Source organism: Xanthomonas sp. WHRI 10204 (assembly GCF_040202875.1).
Taxonomy (GTDB): Bacteria; Pseudomonadota; Gammaproteobacteria; order Xanthomonadales; family Xanthomonadaceae; genus Xanthomonas.
The window spans coordinates 2,002,138-2,017,026 of record NZ_JBEGDW010000001.1; the positions used below are offsets into that span (position 1 = coordinate 2,002,138).

Annotated in this window: 18 protein-coding genes; all 18 read right to left on the minus strand. The window is 64.5% G+C overall.

All coding sequences use genetic code 11. The annotated features are described in order from the left end of the window. Positions 1 to 88: 88 nt before the first annotated feature. On the minus strand, positions 89 to 2,359 hold the full coding sequence (locus ABQZ00_RS08810; protein ID WP_323537067.1) for a helicase-related protein: 2,271 nt from the start codon (positions 2,357 to 2,359) through the stop codon (positions 89 to 91). 99 nt (positions 2,360 to 2,458) lie between these two features. Next, positions 2,459 to 2,764: a hypothetical protein gene (locus tag ABQZ00_RS08815; protein ID WP_323537066.1), complete on the minus strand. Its 306-nt coding sequence runs from the start codon at positions 2,762 to 2,764 to the stop codon at positions 2,459 to 2,461. An 83-nt stretch (positions 2,765 to 2,847) separates the two neighbouring features. Beyond that, positions 2,848 to 3,174 (minus strand): methyltransferase, encoded by a 327-nt coding sequence (locus ABQZ00_RS08820; RefSeq protein ID WP_323537065.1) that lies wholly within the window; start codon positions 3,172 to 3,174, stop codon positions 2,848 to 2,850. Positions 3,175 to 3,232: 58 nt separating this feature from the next. After that, positions 3,233 to 4,342 (minus strand): DUF6094 domain-containing protein, encoded by a 1,110-nt coding sequence (locus ABQZ00_RS08825; RefSeq protein ID WP_323537064.1) that lies wholly within the window; start codon positions 4,340 to 4,342, stop codon positions 3,233 to 3,235. 65 nt (positions 4,343 to 4,407) lie between these two features. Further along, a complete protein-coding gene (locus ABQZ00_RS08830) occupies positions 4,408 to 5,061 on the minus strand; it encodes a hypothetical protein (RefSeq protein ID WP_323537063.1) in 654 nt (217 codons plus the stop codon). A gap of 75 nt (positions 5,062 to 5,136) precedes the next feature. Then, positions 5,137 to 5,397, minus strand: coding sequence for a hypothetical protein (locus ABQZ00_RS08835; protein WP_323537062.1), 261 nt, complete (start codon positions 5,395 to 5,397; stop codon positions 5,137 to 5,139). 14 nt (positions 5,398 to 5,411) lie between these two features. Beyond that, on the minus strand, positions 5,412 to 5,819 hold the full coding sequence (locus tag ABQZ00_RS08840) for a hypothetical protein (RefSeq protein WP_323537061.1): 408 nt from the start codon (positions 5,817 to 5,819) through the stop codon (positions 5,412 to 5,414). Positions 5,820 to 5,923: 104 nt separating this feature from the next. After that, a complete protein-coding gene (locus ABQZ00_RS08845; RefSeq protein WP_503064254.1) occupies positions 5,924 to 6,394 on the minus strand; it encodes a hypothetical protein in 471 nt (156 codons plus the stop codon). Further along, the gene (locus ABQZ00_RS08850; protein ID WP_323537060.1) at positions 6,361 to 7,041 is read right to left on the minus strand and encodes a DUF3275 family protein; all 681 of its coding nucleotides are present in this window, start codon (positions 7,039 to 7,041) and stop codon (positions 6,361 to 6,363) included. Before ABQZ00_RS08850 ends, ABQZ00_RS08845 begins: the two co-directional genes overlap by 34 nt. 94 nt (positions 7,042 to 7,135) lie before the next feature. Further along, positions 7,136 to 7,963 carry a DUF932 domain-containing protein gene (locus ABQZ00_RS08855; protein ID WP_323537059.1) on the minus strand — a complete coding sequence of 276 codons (828 nt, stop codon included), beginning with the start codon at positions 7,961 to 7,963 and terminating at the stop codon, positions 7,136 to 7,138. 156 nt (positions 7,964 to 8,119) lie between these two features. Next, the gene (locus tag ABQZ00_RS08860) at positions 8,120 to 9,028 is read right to left on the minus strand and encodes a DUF3577 domain-containing protein (RefSeq protein ID WP_323537058.1); all 909 of its coding nucleotides are present in this window, start codon (positions 9,026 to 9,028) and stop codon (positions 8,120 to 8,122) included. A 348-nt stretch (positions 9,029 to 9,376) separates the two neighbouring features. Continuing rightward, entirely contained in the window at positions 9,377 to 9,742 is a 366-nt protein-coding gene (locus tag ABQZ00_RS08865) for a DUF3085 domain-containing protein (RefSeq protein ID WP_323537057.1), read from the minus strand. 82 nt (positions 9,743 to 9,824) lie between these two features. Continuing rightward, entirely contained in the window at positions 9,825 to 10,601 is a 777-nt protein-coding gene (locus ABQZ00_RS08870; protein WP_323537056.1) for a GTPase, read from the minus strand. A gap of 222 nt (positions 10,602 to 10,823) precedes the next feature. Then, entirely contained in the window at positions 10,824 to 11,192 is a 369-nt protein-coding gene (locus ABQZ00_RS08875; RefSeq protein ID WP_323537055.1) for a hypothetical protein, read from the minus strand. A gap of 101 nt (positions 11,193 to 11,293) precedes the next feature. Beyond that, the gene (locus tag ABQZ00_RS08880) at positions 11,294 to 11,686 is read right to left on the minus strand and encodes a hypothetical protein (RefSeq protein WP_323537054.1); all 393 of its coding nucleotides are present in this window, start codon (positions 11,684 to 11,686) and stop codon (positions 11,294 to 11,296) included. 18 nt (positions 11,687 to 11,704) lie between these two features. Then, entirely contained in the window at positions 11,705 to 11,962 is a 258-nt protein-coding gene (locus ABQZ00_RS08885; RefSeq protein ID WP_323537053.1) for a hypothetical protein, read from the minus strand. Positions 11,963 to 12,305: 343 nt separating this feature from the next. Further along, positions 12,306 to 12,590 carry a HigA family addiction module antitoxin gene (locus ABQZ00_RS08890; RefSeq protein ID WP_323537052.1) on the minus strand — a complete coding sequence of 95 codons (285 nt, stop codon included), beginning with the start codon at positions 12,588 to 12,590 and terminating at the stop codon, positions 12,306 to 12,308. 689 nt (positions 12,591 to 13,279) lie between these two features. Next, on the minus strand, positions 13,280 to 14,704 hold the full coding sequence (locus ABQZ00_RS08895) for an HNH endonuclease (protein WP_323537051.1): 1,425 nt from the start codon (positions 14,702 to 14,704) through the stop codon (positions 13,280 to 13,282). Between the last annotated feature and the right edge of the window lie 185 nt (positions 14,705 to 14,889).

Sequence of the window (14,889 nt, forward strand, 5' to 3'; positions counted from 1 at the left end):
TCCGCCGTCGTAACGGCTGGTAAGCGCGCTTGGCTGTTGCACTAAAAAAAACGGCTCCCGAAGGAGCCGCGAACGATTACCCGAACGATCAAGCGACCAGCTGCCGCGCGAGCGCTACCTCCACGGAATCCCCATCCTGGTTCAGCACGTCGAGCCCGCTCTCCGGGATGTCGCCCGAAGTGCTCTGCGCCACCATGATCTTCTTGGCCATCAACTCCAGGCAGGTCATCTGCGAGGTGGCGCCGTAGCCCAGGTAGATCACGCGCACCGGCTGCTTTTGGCCGATGCGCCAGGAGCGGCGAGCGGCCTGTTGCAGCGAATACACGTTGTAGCCCGATTGCATGAACACGATCGTCGGAAACTCCAGCAGGTCCAGTCCCGTCTTCACGAGCTCCGGATTGGTGATGAGCACGTCGATGCCGCGGTCCAGCTGCTCGGCGATCCAGTCCTCTCGGCGTGAGGCTTCCACGCTCGCACGCAGGACCGCCACCTTGAGGCCTTCCAACTCCAGCAGCCGCTTGAGCCGCGCCGTCGTGTCTCGCGTACCGGTGTACACCGTGTAGACCAGCGTCTTGCGGCCCAGTGCCTTCTCCTGCCGGCAGATCTCGACCAGTTCCCGTTCCTTGGGCATCGCGTCCAGTTCGTGGAACTGGGCCGGCACGAACGCCAGCGTGTCGCGCGTGCGGGGATGCACCACCGTCTCCGAGCGGAAACATGTGTCCGGCCAGGCCAGCAGCACGTTGAGGACCACCCCCAGCAGCGTCGTGTCGCGGCGTGCCAGTGCCTGCCGCAACGCCGCGGTGAGCCGGCCTGCCAGGTTTTGGTAGGCCGATGCCTGCGCCGGCGCCATCGCCACTTCGCGGAACTCTTCGTCGTAGGGCGGCAGCACGTCGCCGCCGATGTCCTTCAACTTGAGGAACACCGTGAACGGCAGCACGCAGCGCAGCACGCCCTTCGGCCCGAATCCCGGTGCCTTGACCGTGCGCACCGACACCTTCGACCCCTTGGCCGTCTTGTGCGAGGTGCCCGTGCTCTCGGAATAGATGTCCTTGAGCACGCCGTGGTCGCGCATGAACGCCATCGCAGCAGACGTCATCGAGCCGCTTTTCGAGGGCCGGTAGCCGTCTTCGATCATCCGCCCGGGAAGGGCACGGAACAGGAGATAGAACAGGTCGTCGCCATAGCCACCCATCAGCGTGCCGGTCAGGTGCAGCGTCTTTCGCGCCTTTGCCGCCAGCACGCCCATGGCCTGGCCCTGGGCCGAGCCGCCGTTCTTGTACTCGTGCGCTTCGTCGGCGATGAGCAGGTCGAACGTGCCTTGCGGCAGATAGCGTTTGATGAACTCGGACGGCTGGTAGCCGCCCTCGCCGAAGCCGAACTCCATGTTCGCCATCGCGCGCTCCATGCGGTGCGCCTGGCGGTCCGAGAAGACCAGCTCGCCGCGGTCATCCATCAGGTTGATGAACTCGTGGATGTTGTCGCCGAGCATGGAGGCGAGAAAGCCGTCGCCGAACGTGCGCATCAGCCGCTGCGCGGTGACCTGTCCGATGGTGGGAATGCGCTGCAGCGCCTTGAGCACCGCGCTGGACTGATCGGTGGCCGAGAGGCTGCGCGGGCGCATCAGCGTCCACAGGGGAAAGCGGCATCCGCCGCAGGTGCGGCGGGTTTCCTCGGCATCGAGTTCGGCGGTGCCGATGGGCTCGCCGTCCTCGTCGGTGATGGCGGTGCCGCAATGCGGGCAGGTGCCGATATCGCCGTGGCGGGTGCGCCGCACCGCGAAGGCGGGCTTCCAGTGAAAGCCCATCCGCATGCGCACGCGCCCGAGGACGAAGAACTCCTGCGCATGCGCGGGGACCTGCAACTGCTCGCGCAGCTTGAGCAACTTGACCAGTGTGTCTGGGCCGTTGAGCACCCAGACCTTGGCGCCAGCGACGGTTTCCTGGATTTCGCGGCGCCACTTGTAGACCAAATGCGGCGGCGAGAGCACCAGCGTGCGGCGGTAGCCTTCGGCGTGCAGCACGGCTGCGGTGGCGATGCCGACAGTCGTTTTGCCGCAGCCCATCTCGCCGTTGACGAACGCGGCGCGTTCGCCGCGGTTGACGAGCAGCTCGGTGACCGCGTGCACGACATCGGCCTGCGCGGGGAAGAGCCGGCGCTTGAGGCCGGCGAGTACCGATTGCCGATGGATGCGTACCTGGCCGGTATAGACCGGCGGGTTCGCACCGTTGAGGGCTTGCAGCAAGTCGTCGCCGAACTCCGAGACGAAGTCTGGGAGGGCGATGGTGAGCGGAGACGATGCGTCGTCCAGCAGTTTGCCCTGCACGGGCACCGCATCGTTGGATTCGAGATCGAGGGACATGGTGATGCTCCAAAGAAAAGGGGCATGCACCCGCCCCGAGGGGCAGGTGGCATGCCCCAGGGATGGGAAGAGCGACGGCGATCCGTCAGGGAAGAACGATCAGAGCTCGGACGGCAGCACGACGTGGGTCGCGCTGCGGTCCGGCAGCGTGAAAACGTGGAGATTCAATTCGCGGGTGACGACATAGAACGAGTCCAGGCGTTCGCCTGCGGGCAGTGCGGCGTGGTTCGCGTGCCAGTCCTCATCGGAGACATCGCCCCAGTCACCGCGCATGTGGCGTTGGACATAGGGCAGGGGGTCCAGCCGGCCTTCGCGGACCAGCCGGTAGACCCCTTCGCTGTAGACCAGTGCGCCGATGGGAAACAACTGGTTTTGGCGCTGCGCGGTGCGGTGAGAAGACGACATGGAAGGCTCCTTTCAAAATCGGAGCACGCCCGGCCCGGGGCCGCGACGTGCCCCATGGGGTGGATGAAAAAACGCGGAACCGCTCAGCGGGGATCCGCTTCCTCGGGTAGCCGCACGACGGTGCGCTGGCGCGCTTCGTCGGTGAGGACGAGCAACGCCAGCCGGGGCGTGATGCGGTACTGCGACTGCAGGACGCCGCCTGCCTGGAGCGCGCCTTCGTTGGCGCGGCGCCGGGCTTCATCGACCTCGCCCCAGTCGCCGCGCAGATGGCGCTGCACATAGGGCAGTGGATCGAGGAGGCCCTTGCTGTCCAGCCAATGCACCTGCTCGCTCAACTGGAGCTGGCACACGGAAAACAGCGGGGACGGAACGGATGCACGCCGCTGGCGTGCGAAGAGACCTTGCAGCATGGAATGACTCCTTGGGTTGGAAGAAAAAAAGCGGCGAGGCCGCCGATGGGATCGAACGTCAGCGGATGGTCAACACCTCGCCCCAGGTCGGGGAGGACGGCGTCATGTCCCAGGCGCGGATGACCGGCACGAACTTGTCGGTGAGGATGCGGGTCTCGGCGACGGAGCCGTCGTCCCGCTCGGTGTACTGCCTGGAGAGCGTCTTCTCCTTGTGCGTGTCGCCCTTGACGGCCAATACGCGGCCGCTCTTGGAGGTCACCACGCCGGAGATCGCACCGGCTGCGAGCGCCAAGGCGAGATGCCAGGAGGACAAGCCCCGCGCTGGCGGACGCAACGCCTGCTGGGCGGCGCCCAGGTGCGTCTGCACCGAGGACCACAGCCCTTGCAGCCGGCCGACCTCGTCGGCGAACTGCGCGGGCTCCATCGTCACGCGGTAGAAATGCTCCGGGGGCGCCGGGCTGGCGGGCACGGCGTATGGGAGGAATGGCCATTCGGTCGGCAATGCGTCGGCTTCCGCGTCGCCATGCCCGACCTGCAGCAGCAGGCCGCGCGCGGCTTTCGCTTCGTCCGAGGCCAGCTCGCGTTGACGAACCCGGCGACCGAAGACCACCACCTGGCGGAACTGCGTGTCCACCGCGCGGTAGACCCTCAGGCCGTCGAAGTGGCGCGTGAGCCATCCGACCAGTTCGGCGTCGAGCACGTAGCACGGCAGGATGAAGACGAGCACGCCGCCGTACTGCAGCAGCGGCAGGCAGCGCTGGTAGAAGAGCTTTTCCAGCCGCGCACGGCCTTGGCCCTGGTAGCCGATGTTGCCGTTGGCGTCCCGGGACAGGTCGCCGTAGGGCGGATTGAGCCAAAGCAGGCCGAAGGCCTGGCGGGAGATCATCGTGTCCATCAGGTCGCCGTGCAGGCAGTGGTCCACCAGCGAACGCGCGTGGGCCGCGCGCTCGCCGTCGTATTCGACGGCATACGCGGTGACCTGCTCGCGCCCGAGGGCGTGGGCCGCCTCGGCAATCGCCACGCCTTCGCCGGCGCAGGGATCGAGGATGCACATCGGACCGCCGGCTGGCGCGAGGGCGGACAGCACCCGCTCCAGCGTCGGTTCGTCGGTCGGGAAGTAGCCGGCCTTGATGAAATTGCGCGCGAGGCGCGGAAACATGAGTGCCATGGAATGCTCCTGTTGCGTTGGGTAAAAAGGCAAGCAGGGCCTGCGCTGCAGGCCTGCCGAGGAAGTCAGGCGCGCCGCAGAAGCGGCTCTGCCGAAAGAGCGTCTTGCGCGCAGGCGCTGAGCACGCCGCGGCGGATCAACTCGCCCAGTGCTTGGGTGAGCACGGGCACGTCCAGGGCCAGGCGATGGCCTTCGAGTGGCCCGAGGGCCAGCGGAAGGCGGGTCAGCATCGCGTGGGTGGACAGCAGGTCCAGCACGGGGTCGCGCCAGTGGTCGAGCAGGGGCAGCGGACAGGTCTGCCGCACCAGCGTCCATAACCGTTCGGTGGACGCGGCGTCGGCTTTGGGGATCAGGGCGAGCGCGCTGGCGTTCGCCTTGTCGGGCTGCACGCAGCGGCGATCGAACAGCCACAGGTGGACCATGGAGCCGAACAGGGTGCGGCGGAAGGCGCGCGTCGTGCGTTTTTCCAATTGCTCGACGTTGCCGACGAACACGGGAAGCGATGCGCCCTCCCCGGTGACCAGGTGGAACTGGTCCAGGCCCTGTGCGTCGCCTGGCAATGTCAGGCGTGCCAGAAACTCCTGGATGGCGGTATCGCGTGCCCAGACGGACAGAAAGACGAGTTCGCCCTGTGCACCGCAGACGCAGGCATCGGCCATCAGGTCGGCGCATTCGTCGATGCGGTACAGGGGCGGGTTGGACGAAGGATTTGTGGGCATGGTGCTGTCCTCGGATGAACGGGAACAGCACCGCCCGCTGGGGCAAGCGCTGCCCCATGGGTGCAAGAAAATCGCTCAGTCCGGCGTGAACCGGCGGGCGTGCGGGTCGAAGTGAAGTGCCTCGTCTGCCGAGGTGATCGGGGTGAAGCCTTCCAGGTAGACGTGGTCGAGGTACTGGTCGCGGTAGGTCAGTGCCTGCCGTGCCTGTTCCTTGGTGAGGCCGCTCCTGACGAAGTGCTCCCGCATTTCATCGTCCGAGGACGTTTCGTCGTTGGACAAGCTCGCCTCGACGAATGCCAACAGCGAGGGCGAAAGCGCCGCCAGGATCGGGTCCATGTCGGTTCCTCCGCTCAAGCCGTCAGTGCCGCAGCGGATGCCGTGGCAACCTTGGGTGTGCGGCGCCGTGCGTGATAGGCGCGAACGCCTGCACGCCAGTCGGCGGACTGCTCCGGGGCGAGGTCCAGGTAGGACAGCGGGCACGAGTAGTAGTACGGGTGCATGGACTCTTCCAAGGGCTTGTAGCCCCATTGGCCGCCGCTGCGTTGCAGCAGGTCGCAACGGATGAAGCGCAGGGACTGGCCCGGTGCGAGATCACGGTGCACGCCTTCGGCCTTGGCGGTCACTTCCGTGACGGACCAAAGGACATTGCCGCGCAGCGCGTGGGCGATGACCTTCACGCTGGCGCGCTCGGTCTCCTGCGGTGCGATCAATTGCGCGATCAGTTCAGACCGCGATTGGGGAGAGAAATACCAGCCCATGAGAGGCCTCCTGAGATAGAAGAGCCGGAGGTCTCCCCGGGGGGAAGAACCCCGGCGGGTGGTGAAAACGCCGCGTGTGCGGCGATGGAGCGAAGTGCCAGTCCTCAGTGCGAACCGCAACCGGCGGGACAGCAACCCAGTTCGATGCCGTGCGAGCAATAGCCGTTATCCGCATTCCAGTCCTTGGATTCCTGCCGTTCGGCCGGTGTTGCGTAGTCCCATTCCCGTGCGATTTTCAGAGCCTGTGCACGCTGGTCTTCGGGCAATTGACTGGCTTGCGCATCGATTGCCGAACTGAAGCGTTCGACGTAGTAGTCGTGAGACAAGCCGCAACCCTTGTTGGCTTGTGCGGCGACTGCCTCGCAGACCGTGCGCCACGCGGGTTCATCGAACGCGTCGGGCGTGTGACCATTGGGATGTGATTGAGTACTGCAGTCGATCGTTGACATGGTGAAGATCTCCAGAAAGAGGCCAGAGTCCCCTTCCGCGCGGGAAGGCGCTCCAGCGGGTGGATGAATCACCGCCGATGCGGTGCAGAGACTTACGCCGCCTGAAGGTCCGGCTGGCGTTTCCATTCCTGCGACCTGAAATCCAGCGCATAGCCCAGCGCGCCCAGGCGTGCGATCTGCATGCGCAGCGTGCGACGGTCGATGGTCGAGTCCAGCTTGACGAACTCGCCCAGGGGCCACAGCACGCCGAACAACGCAGCGTCCTCGCTGTCGGCACTACCGGCGGCAGTGATGTCAGCCGCGGCAGCGGATGGCGCGTCCACGCCGAACGGCGTGGTATCGATCAGCGGATCTTTCGATGTCCGCACGGGTGCAGGCTTGGACGCGGGCCTTGGCTCGGGGACCGGTGCCGGTGCACCCAGGTCCTCGTCCAGCGGATCGACGTCCTGCGGCGCAAAGCTGCGGACTTCGTCGCGGCTCAACTGGTCCAGGCCCGAGAGGGTCATCCCGTCGAGGTTGGCCCGGATTTCGAAGCGCATGCCGCCGGCGGTGGGATACGCCTTGGGATAGATGTAGCGGATGGCGAAGCTCCCTTCGTACTTGCCTTCGGGGTACTGCTCCAGTTCCGCGTCCTTCACGGCGAACTCGCCAATCGGCGTGACGAGCCGACCGACGTTGAACGGGCCGTTGCGGCCACGGATGGTGCGCAGCGTCAGCTGGCCGGTAACGATGTGGGGTTTCGTGGACAACGGCGGTTGGTTGGTGGCCACCATGGGATGTCTCCTCGGAAATGTGATGGGCGCCTGAGGGCGTCCGGTCGATGCAAGAAAAGCGGACCCGCCCGCGAGGGGCGAGGTCCGTGCGGCGCTAGGCCTTGAGTTGGCGCAGGCCATCGGCCAGCATCCACAGCGCGCGGTTCAGGCGCAGGTTCTGATCGATGCCTTGCACTTCGCGTGTGCGCTGGCGACGGCCATTGGCCGTTCGCGCAGACAGACCGCCCTTGACCAGGTTTTCCTGAACCCGGTTGAACACGGACCACAGGTCTGGCCGCCGATCGTCGAAGCGGCGCGGCGAGAGCAACTGACTTTCCGCGACCGGTGCAGGCTTGTCCGAATCGTCGTACTTGAGCGCCAGTGCGGAGCGGGCGAACACCTGCGCCTCGCCCTCGTCGAGGGTCAAGGCACGCATGGCATCGCGGGATGCCCGCACGGTGTCGAAGCCGTCGAGCACCTTGAAGGCGCCTTCGATCACCTGGCCCGACACGTCGCCCTTGTGGGGCACGCGAATGTCGGCGGCGGTGTCGCCGCAGACCAGGCCGTTGTGGCAGACGAACCGGTACATGCCGGCGAGCATCTGGTAGCTGCTGGTGCCGTCGTGGCTGTTGACGAGGATGATCTCCTGGGCCTCGGCGCCGTTGATCTGGCTCGCATGGCGCAGGCGGATCAGGTGCTTGGTGAACTCGCGCCGATCCTCGTTGCGGACCCGCGTCTGGCACACCATGAAAGGCTCGAAGCCTTCAGCACGGAGCTTGGAGAGCACGGTCGCGGTCGGAATATAGGCGTATCGGTGGGACCGGCTGCCGTGGGGTTCATCGGCGAAGATGGAGGGCGCAACGGCGCGGATCTGGTCGTCCGACAGCGGGCTGTCCGCGCGCAGTACGGGTGAGTGTCGCGAAAAGCGTGTGGCAAGAGACATGTCCGTTCTCCTTGAACAATGCAGCAGCACGCCGGCCGGTGAATGGCCTTGCGGGATGCGTGGGATGGAAAGTGCGAACGCATGCACCTCCGGGGAAGGAGGTGCATGGGCTGCTGGGGAGGAATGGCAGGGTCCCGGCGATGGGACCCTGTCGGTTCAGCACGAGGCAGCCAGGGCCGGCTCGTGTTCTTCGGTCTCGCGCTCGGCGGACTCGGACGGCGGGACGCCAGCGTCGTCGTCGGCAGGGCCGGCGGCATCGCGGGCGCTGTTGTCCAGCGCCGCTGGTGCCTCGGTGGTCGCGGGAGCCTCGGGATAGACCTTCTGGCCGTCGATCTTGATCATGCCGACGTGGATCAGCTTGGACTCCAGGCTCGCAGCCGCTTCGCCCGCATGCTCGCCCCGGGTGCGGATGTACGGATCGATCTTCATGTCGTTCAGACGGAAGGCGATCAGTACCTTGCGCTCGGCCTCGATGGCCTGCACGCAACGCCGCACCAGGTGCTGGGCATCGACGGTTTCGACGATCGCGTCGATGTAGCGGTATTCCGGTTCGTCGACCGGGCCCGCCAACGCGGCGATGGAGCACGAGAGAAACGCATCGCGGTCCTTCGGACTGACTTCCTTCGGACGGTTGAGATAACCGATACCGCGGGTGATCAGTTCGTGCACACCGACCGTTGCCAGTTCGGTGCGCTCGATCGGTTCGGCTTTCAGCAGCCGGCCCTTGATGCTCGCGGCGGCCTCGCCCTTGCGTTCGCCGCTCGGACGGATGTACGGATCGCCCCACAGGTCGCCGATCCGGAAACGGACCAACGGACGCTGACGGGGATCATCGACACCGATGTAGCGCTCGACCAGCTTCTTGGCCTCGGCACCCGAGACCTTGACATCGAAATACCGGTAGCTCGGATCCCTCGCAGGACCGACCAGCGCGGCGATCGTGCACGCCAGGAACGGCTGCGCGCGTCGGCCGCCTTTGACAGGAACTTCGCGGGCCCGCTGCACATAGCCGATGCCCGAGGTGTGGAGGTCGAAGTACGACTTCGTATTGGAGGGGGTGTTCATGGTGGATCTCCATGGGAAGAAAGCGGAGACACACCGACCCCACGCTGCGGGGGAAGTGCGTAACCCCGCGGTGGGTTGATAAGGCGATCTGCATCCCCCACGGGGCAAGCCCGTGGTCGTTCGCGTCAAGGATGCGTTGCGAACTGGTCCGGTCACGCAGCGGATGGGCTGCGCGCAACCTCGAAGACCGGAGGTTGCCTGGCATGTCACCGACATCGGTCGGCAGGCATGCGCGAAGCGTCGTGCGTCCTGGGCCGGTGCGCTACCCACAAGGCGGGCTGGCATCCGACCGCATTGCCGGAAAAGAAAAAGCCCCCGCATGGCGGGGGCTGAGGTGCAATGTGTCGATCAATGGTCTGGCGCGGCGGGCGGCACGGCCTGCAGGGACAGATGGGTCGGTGTGGCCCAAAGCTCCAGATCGTCTTCGCTGGCCAGGATGCGGGCCAGCACGCCTTCGGACGGATCGAGGTGTTCCCCGAAATCGTCGCCGCCCAGTTCGGTGCGCGCCAGCTCCCACCAATGATCGAAGGGATCGACATCGGGGTTGCAGCCGACCGCATAGGCGATCAATTTCTGGCGGCCATCGGGTCGTCGCTCGCCGCGCTCGGCGAGCCAGTACACGCCCTGGTCCTTGACGAGGATGACGCGGCACTGTTGGGCGATCGCTTCGGCCAGCACGGGCCGCAGATCGGTGCCCCAGAATCGAAGGGACATGGTGGACTCCTGAAGAAATGAAGAAAGGCTCCTCGCCGGGTGGGCGAGGAGCGGGGCGGGTGTCATCGCCGGACGGGTGCGATCAAGGCACGCGCTGCACGCGGATGCGGCGCCAACTGCCGTCGTCGATCAGCCTCTCCAGAACCCGGCCGAGGTCGTCGAAGAACACATCCTCGATGCGATCAATGCATTCGCCACCGCGGTGCAGTTCGATCACGTACTGATCCGTGCCGCGGTCGTACAGCACGCGGACGTCGCCCGTGAACTTGCCCGTGGAGACGGTGAAGCCGATGGCGGGCGGTGTCTGGAGGATGTTCCCGGGCGTCGGATCCACCCAGGTGAAATCCCGCGCGGCCGCATCGACCAGCAGGTGCGTGATGCGACGAAAGCCGTCGGGTGCCGGCAACTGCTCCAGCTGCTCGATCAACGCTGCCAATTCGGGACAGCGGGGCTTCGGGATGGGCAGCTTGGCAGGCGCGGAGCCCAGCACCGTGGTGTGCACCGAATAGGTGAGACCGTCAACCGTCCGTTCGACCTGCTTTTCGGGGGTGTCCGCCCGAAGGCCGTCGAAGCAGCGCCTGGCATAGGGTTCGACGTGCACCTTGGCGCCCTCGTCGGGCACTTCGGTCACCAGCGCCCTGTCGAGCACTGCGAATTCGGCACGGCCCGTCTTGACGACGATGGCCTCATCGGTCTTGGCGATGACCTTGCCGTCGAAGGGCTTGGGATCGATGGGAATGCCCAGGATGGAGACCTTGGGTTCGCCGTCGAAGACCTGGAACTTGAAGCGGTGGACGTTGGAGGGCACGTGGCCGCAAACCAGTGTCGGCATCTGTGCGCGGATGGCTTGGGTATCCATGGAAGACTCCTTGAAAAAATCCAAGGGACTTCCGCCCGCAAGGGGAGGAAGTTCCCTTGTGGGTTGGCGTGGAAGAACGCATGACGCGTCCGATGAGGAACGACCTGTGCGGTGAACCGCACCGCAGCCTGGATAAGGTCGTGGCTGCTGGAGCAGTGCCGCTGGCGTATGGGAGGAACGACCTTCCGGACCACTGCGCCTCGTCAGCTCAGAGTCCTTCGATCAGATGCCAGGCGACACGGCGTTGCAGTTGCCTGCGATCGGCGGCGTTGCGGATGCCGGCGAGCAGTCGATCCGTTTCGCGCGCGATGACGGTGGCGCGACGGATTCGTCCAGAGCGGTGAGTACCGCCCGTGGCGACAGCGAATCCGCCAATTGTTCGTGCACCGTGGGCGTCTCGCTCCGGCAGATCGCTTCGGCCTCAGTGTTGCCGATGGGAAAACGCGTGATCTCGTGATCGGCGGCACCTTCGGTGTCGTAGTCCACGACCGCGAATAGCGGCAGAGGCCGGTGCTCCGGCCAGTCCTGGACGAGGATCGCCTGGACGAGGCCGCCTTCGAGAACGACGGCGAAAGAGGAATTTCGGGACATGGTCCACTCCTTGAAAAAAGGTGGAGGGACACCGCCCCCGAAGGAACGGATGTCCCTCGATGGGTTGAGAAGAAATACCTGCGTGGTTCGCTGGTGTCAGCTCACCATCCGACGTAGGTCAGCACCAGATCGGCGATGACCTGGCGCCGCTGAAGATCGAGGCCGCCCAGGTCGGCGAGGCCCTCGAAGCCGCAGCGGCGCAGCATGGCGGCGCCTTCGCGGGCGTTGTAGAAGCTGACCATCGCCGACAGGAACATGCGCTGGCCGCTGCTCAGCACGCCGAGGGCGTCGCCAAGCCGCAGCAGGTTCGGGCGCAGGTCCCACTTGGTGCGGGCGCGCTGCAGGCCTTCGTGCGTGCCGTCGCCGAACCACTCGGGTCCAGCGATTTCCACGCCGCGCTTCCACGCCTGGAAAAACGCATCAGGCGCCGCGGCGAAATGCCGTTCCTCGCGTTCGATCTGTTCGACGACTTCCGGTGGGAGAAGCGGGTGCATGGGAGCTCCTTCGATGGATCACGGTGTGGGCAACTGGGACCAGGCGCCGCGCTCCAGTGCCTGCTGGGCGGCGGCTTCGCTGCGGAAGTACTCGTTGGACTCGCGGGAGACCGGGCCGTCTGCATCGCGCGTACCGATGTAGTGGCCGGCCGCGCTGTGCAGGACCTGCAGCGGCAGGTACTTGCCGGCGTAGGCGAGGGCCAGGCACCCAAAACGTCTTGGCTGTGACGTGGCGTGGGCGCTGGTTGGCTGGGACAGGTGGGACAGTTGGGACATGGGGCGAACTCCTGGAAGAAGCGAGATCGAGCAATCCCTGACGGGATGGCAGCTCCCGCAGGCGGTGGATGAATCGGCATCGGCGTCATCAGGACGCTTGTCCGCGGACTCGATGCGATGGCGGACGGGCGGATCGCGCGGGAGAAACTCCCGCGGCAGCCTTGGGGACCCTGGCTGCTGGCATGGTGCTGACGGCGTCAGCGACACATGCAGCCAGCTTCGCGCGCGCGCCTGGCCGCGTCGGCCGGAAATCGGAATCCCGCGGTGTCCGGATTGCCGAGGCAAAAAAAAGCCCCGCATCGCAATGCGGGGCCATGGGGAAGGGGATGGAACGGGTGGTGAGTCAGGCCAGTTGCAGGCGTGCGATGCGGGGATGCTCGCGCTGTTCTGCCTGCCACAGGTCGTAGGCCGCCTGTTCGGCCAGGTATTGCCGGGCACTGCCCAGGCCCGCCAGTTCGAGCCGGTGTGCGAGGTCGGCGCTGATGGCCGCCCGCCCATTCAACACCGTGGACAGTTGTCCGCGGGAGTAGCCGATGTGCCGGGCGAGGCCCGACACAGACAGCTGGGCCGCGGGGAGCACGTCCTCGCGCAACGCTTCACCCGGGTAGGGAGGATTGTGCATAGCCATGGAGGCCTCCTGCTCAGTGATAGTCGAGGTAATCGACCAGCTCCACGTCGGAGCCGTCAAAGCGGAAAATGACGCGCCAGTTGCAGGACACGCTGACCGACCGTTGGCCGGTAGGGATGGAAGTGGGCAGAGTCGCCCGCGGAAGGAATGGCATCAACACACCGGGAAGGGCGGCGTCCGTTGGCGTGATGCGGAGCGGACTGGTGGATCGCGCGGTTGGAGCTCCGCGGCAGCCCTGCGATCCCGGCTGCTGGCAGGGTGCTGGCGGCGTTACTCGTCAGCCGTTCCTGCCGTCAGCATCCCCTACGAAAGCGCCGCTATGCACCCGGCAATCGGAAGCCTGATGTCACGCAAAGGGGGGGCGGAATTTGCTGCTGGCCCGTGGCCTGCCCGTGCAGGTTGGCGGTGGCGTGTCGGACTTTTGTGGGCTGGTGGCCGACGGCGGGCGGGGCGCCGTCGAGCGGTGAAGACCTCCTTCCCGTTCCGGTACTTGTTCTCAACCTCGGACTTTTCCATGCCCCGTGAAGGCCCAGTCCAGAGGCATCGCGACGACGCCGTCTGTCAACCTGAGCGGACGGCCGAGGCTGCTCCACGATCGCACCCTGGTGAGGCGCTGCGTGTTGCTTGCCGCAGAAGGGTCACGGCCGCAATACTCCCGCGCAATGTGGGCGCAGTTCGACTGAATGTGCTCAACTTCCAGTCGGCTGCATTGTGCTTATGGCCTCAGAGAAGCTGAAGTTCATCGGATACGGCTCATTGCGCCTGAAGTCCGGAGACGACAGATCTTCTTCGATGCATCGAGCCGGTCCATAAGCAGCGATGTGGTCTGCTGCTTCCCACGGATGCGGAAAGTAGGCGATGGATGTCTGGATCGGTTCACGGCCCATGCCATCCTCCGTCGGCATAGGCAATGCGATTTGGTGAACATGATTGCCGTATTGAACCATGAACATCATGTAAGGGCAGCCAGAGACCGATGCCTTTCTGCGGACCAGCATGAAGCTGATTTCATCATTAGGAATTGGTCCGCTGATGAACTGGGTATACAGCATAAGTGGATGGAACGGGAAGCTTTCGATGGTGTGCTTCTTCTCTAAGATCCAGTTCTTCAAATGTTGGCATTTGCTGGCTTCGATTTCGGGCATCACAGAAATAGCCATTTTCACGAAACTCTTGAAAACGCCCATCGGAATGTATGGCGGGCGCTCCAGTTGCATCTCAATGCGCTTTGCGTTCTCGTCAAAGCGAAGCCTAGGGTCATCTTTGTAGGCGGTTACGTTCAGGACGTTGTTCTTGAAAACGATCCGAACATCCTCGTCTGAACTGACAAATTTTGGCACTTTCCTCTTGCCGCGGATGCGGCCAGTGGAGCGCGCTAGCAGAGACCAGTCTCCTAACGGGCTATCGATGGCTGTAGCAAAATGTTCGTTACAGCCGTCGCATTCGCGACTATCCACGAGCCATTTGTTTCCAATCTGCTCAGGGAACGCATGCGAGACATTTTCAAAGGTCGCTGCGGGAGTTGACCTGCCACAATAACGGCAAACCTGCGGTTCACCAGCGCCAAGAACTATTTCGGCTGATTTCCGATTGAAGTGGTGCCCGGCAATGACGTCATACCGCTCGTCCAACCACTGGCATTTGAAGTCATAAGATGGATGCATTCTTGGTAATGGAATCGTCTCCGGTTCCTGCTTTATCTCAAGACGTCCGGCGTTCGGGAAAGCTTCGAGGATCGCTGAGCGTTCCTCCTCGTTCTCCGGCACTGCAATTACCATTGGGCTGCGATCAGCGTTGAGCAGCGCGAGCCTTGGCGCGTCAACGCCAACGAACAGCACCAACCCAACAAAGTTTTCGACCCCTGCATCATCAATCAGCATCAAGAGCGGGCCAGAGCTAATGCTCAAAGTCTCCCCCTTTACGAGCATCTCGACCGCGGTGGGATCGAGTAGAGCCAGCAACTTTGGCATGTGGTACTGGGAAGCGTTCAGCGCAAGAGGCGCTCCTTGTTGCTTGGCGAAACCGATCGCGAAGTTGAGGGCTCCAAGAAGGTGCTCCTCGCATTCTTCAAGCGAGCCGCTCAATATGGTCTTGTCTTCGTTAGTCGGTGTCATTGGTCTTCCTCCCTCAAGATATTTTCCGATACGCGACTTTAGACACCAAAGCGGGCAATCACTGATGTCTTTGTTGGCGTCGCATGTGTTTGCTTGTGTGCACGCCGGTACAGCAGCCACGATACTGACATGTGACTTTAATTTAGATTGATGCGCCTTCCCTCTTAATTTGCGCGCTAGGCGTT

Excerpts from the sequence above, each read along its gene's own strand:
- ABQZ00_RS08810 (WP_323537067.1), bottom strand. The coding sequence starts at position 2,359 with ATGTCCCTCGATCTCGAATCCAACGATGCGGTGCCCGTGCAGGGCAAA.
- ABQZ00_RS08815 (WP_323537066.1), bottom strand. The coding sequence starts at position 2,764 with ATGTCGTCTTCTCACCGCACCGCGCAGCGCCAAAACCAGTTGTTTCCC.
- ABQZ00_RS08820 (WP_323537065.1), bottom strand. The coding sequence starts at position 3,174 with ATGCTGCAAGGTCTCTTCGCACGCCAGCGGCGTGCATCCGTTCCGTCC.
- ABQZ00_RS08825 (WP_323537064.1), bottom strand. The coding sequence starts at position 4,342 with ATGGCACTCATGTTTCCGCGCCTCGCGCGCAATTTCATCAAGGCCGGC.
- ABQZ00_RS08830 (WP_323537063.1), bottom strand. The coding sequence starts at position 5,061 with ATGCCCACAAATCCTTCGTCCAACCCGCCCCTGTACCGCATCGACGAA.
- ABQZ00_RS08835 (WP_323537062.1), bottom strand. The coding sequence starts at position 5,397 with ATGGACCCGATCCTGGCGGCGCTTTCGCCCTCGCTGTTGGCATTCGTC.
- ABQZ00_RS08840 (WP_323537061.1), bottom strand. The coding sequence starts at position 5,819 with ATGGGCTGGTATTTCTCTCCCCAATCGCGGTCTGAACTGATCGCGCAA.
- ABQZ00_RS08845 (WP_503064254.1), bottom strand. The coding sequence starts at position 6,394 with ATGGAAACGCCAGCCGGACCTTCAGGCGGCGTAAGTCTCTGCACCGCA.
- ABQZ00_RS08850 (WP_323537060.1), bottom strand. The coding sequence starts at position 7,041 with ATGGTGGCCACCAACCAACCGCCGTTGTCCACGAAACCCCACATCGTT.
- ABQZ00_RS08855 (WP_323537059.1), bottom strand. The coding sequence starts at position 7,963 with ATGTCTCTTGCCACACGCTTTTCGCGACACTCACCCGTACTGCGCGCG.
- ABQZ00_RS08860 (WP_323537058.1), bottom strand. The coding sequence starts at position 9,028 with ATGAACACCCCCTCCAATACGAAGTCGTACTTCGACCTCCACACCTCG.
- ABQZ00_RS08865 (WP_323537057.1), bottom strand. The coding sequence starts at position 9,742 with ATGTCCCTTCGATTCTGGGGCACCGATCTGCGGCCCGTGCTGGCCGAA.
- ABQZ00_RS08870 (WP_323537056.1), bottom strand. The coding sequence starts at position 10,601 with ATGGATACCCAAGCCATCCGCGCACAGATGCCGACACTGGTTTGCGGC.
- ABQZ00_RS08875 (WP_323537055.1), bottom strand. The coding sequence starts at position 11,192 with ATGTCCCGAAATTCCTCTTTCGCCGTCGTTCTCGAAGGCGGCCTCGTC.
- ABQZ00_RS08880 (WP_323537054.1), bottom strand. The coding sequence starts at position 11,686 with ATGCACCCGCTTCTCCCACCGGAAGTCGTCGAACAGATCGAACGCGAG.
- ABQZ00_RS08885 (WP_323537053.1), bottom strand. The coding sequence starts at position 11,962 with ATGTCCCAACTGTCCCACCTGTCCCAGCCAACCAGCGCCCACGCCACG.
- ABQZ00_RS08890 (WP_323537052.1), bottom strand. The coding sequence starts at position 12,590 with ATGGCTATGCACAATCCTCCCTACCCGGGTGAAGCGTTGCGCGAGGAC.
- ABQZ00_RS08895 (WP_323537051.1), bottom strand. The coding sequence starts at position 14,704 with ATGACACCGACTAACGAAGACAAGACCATATTGAGCGGCTCGCTTGAA.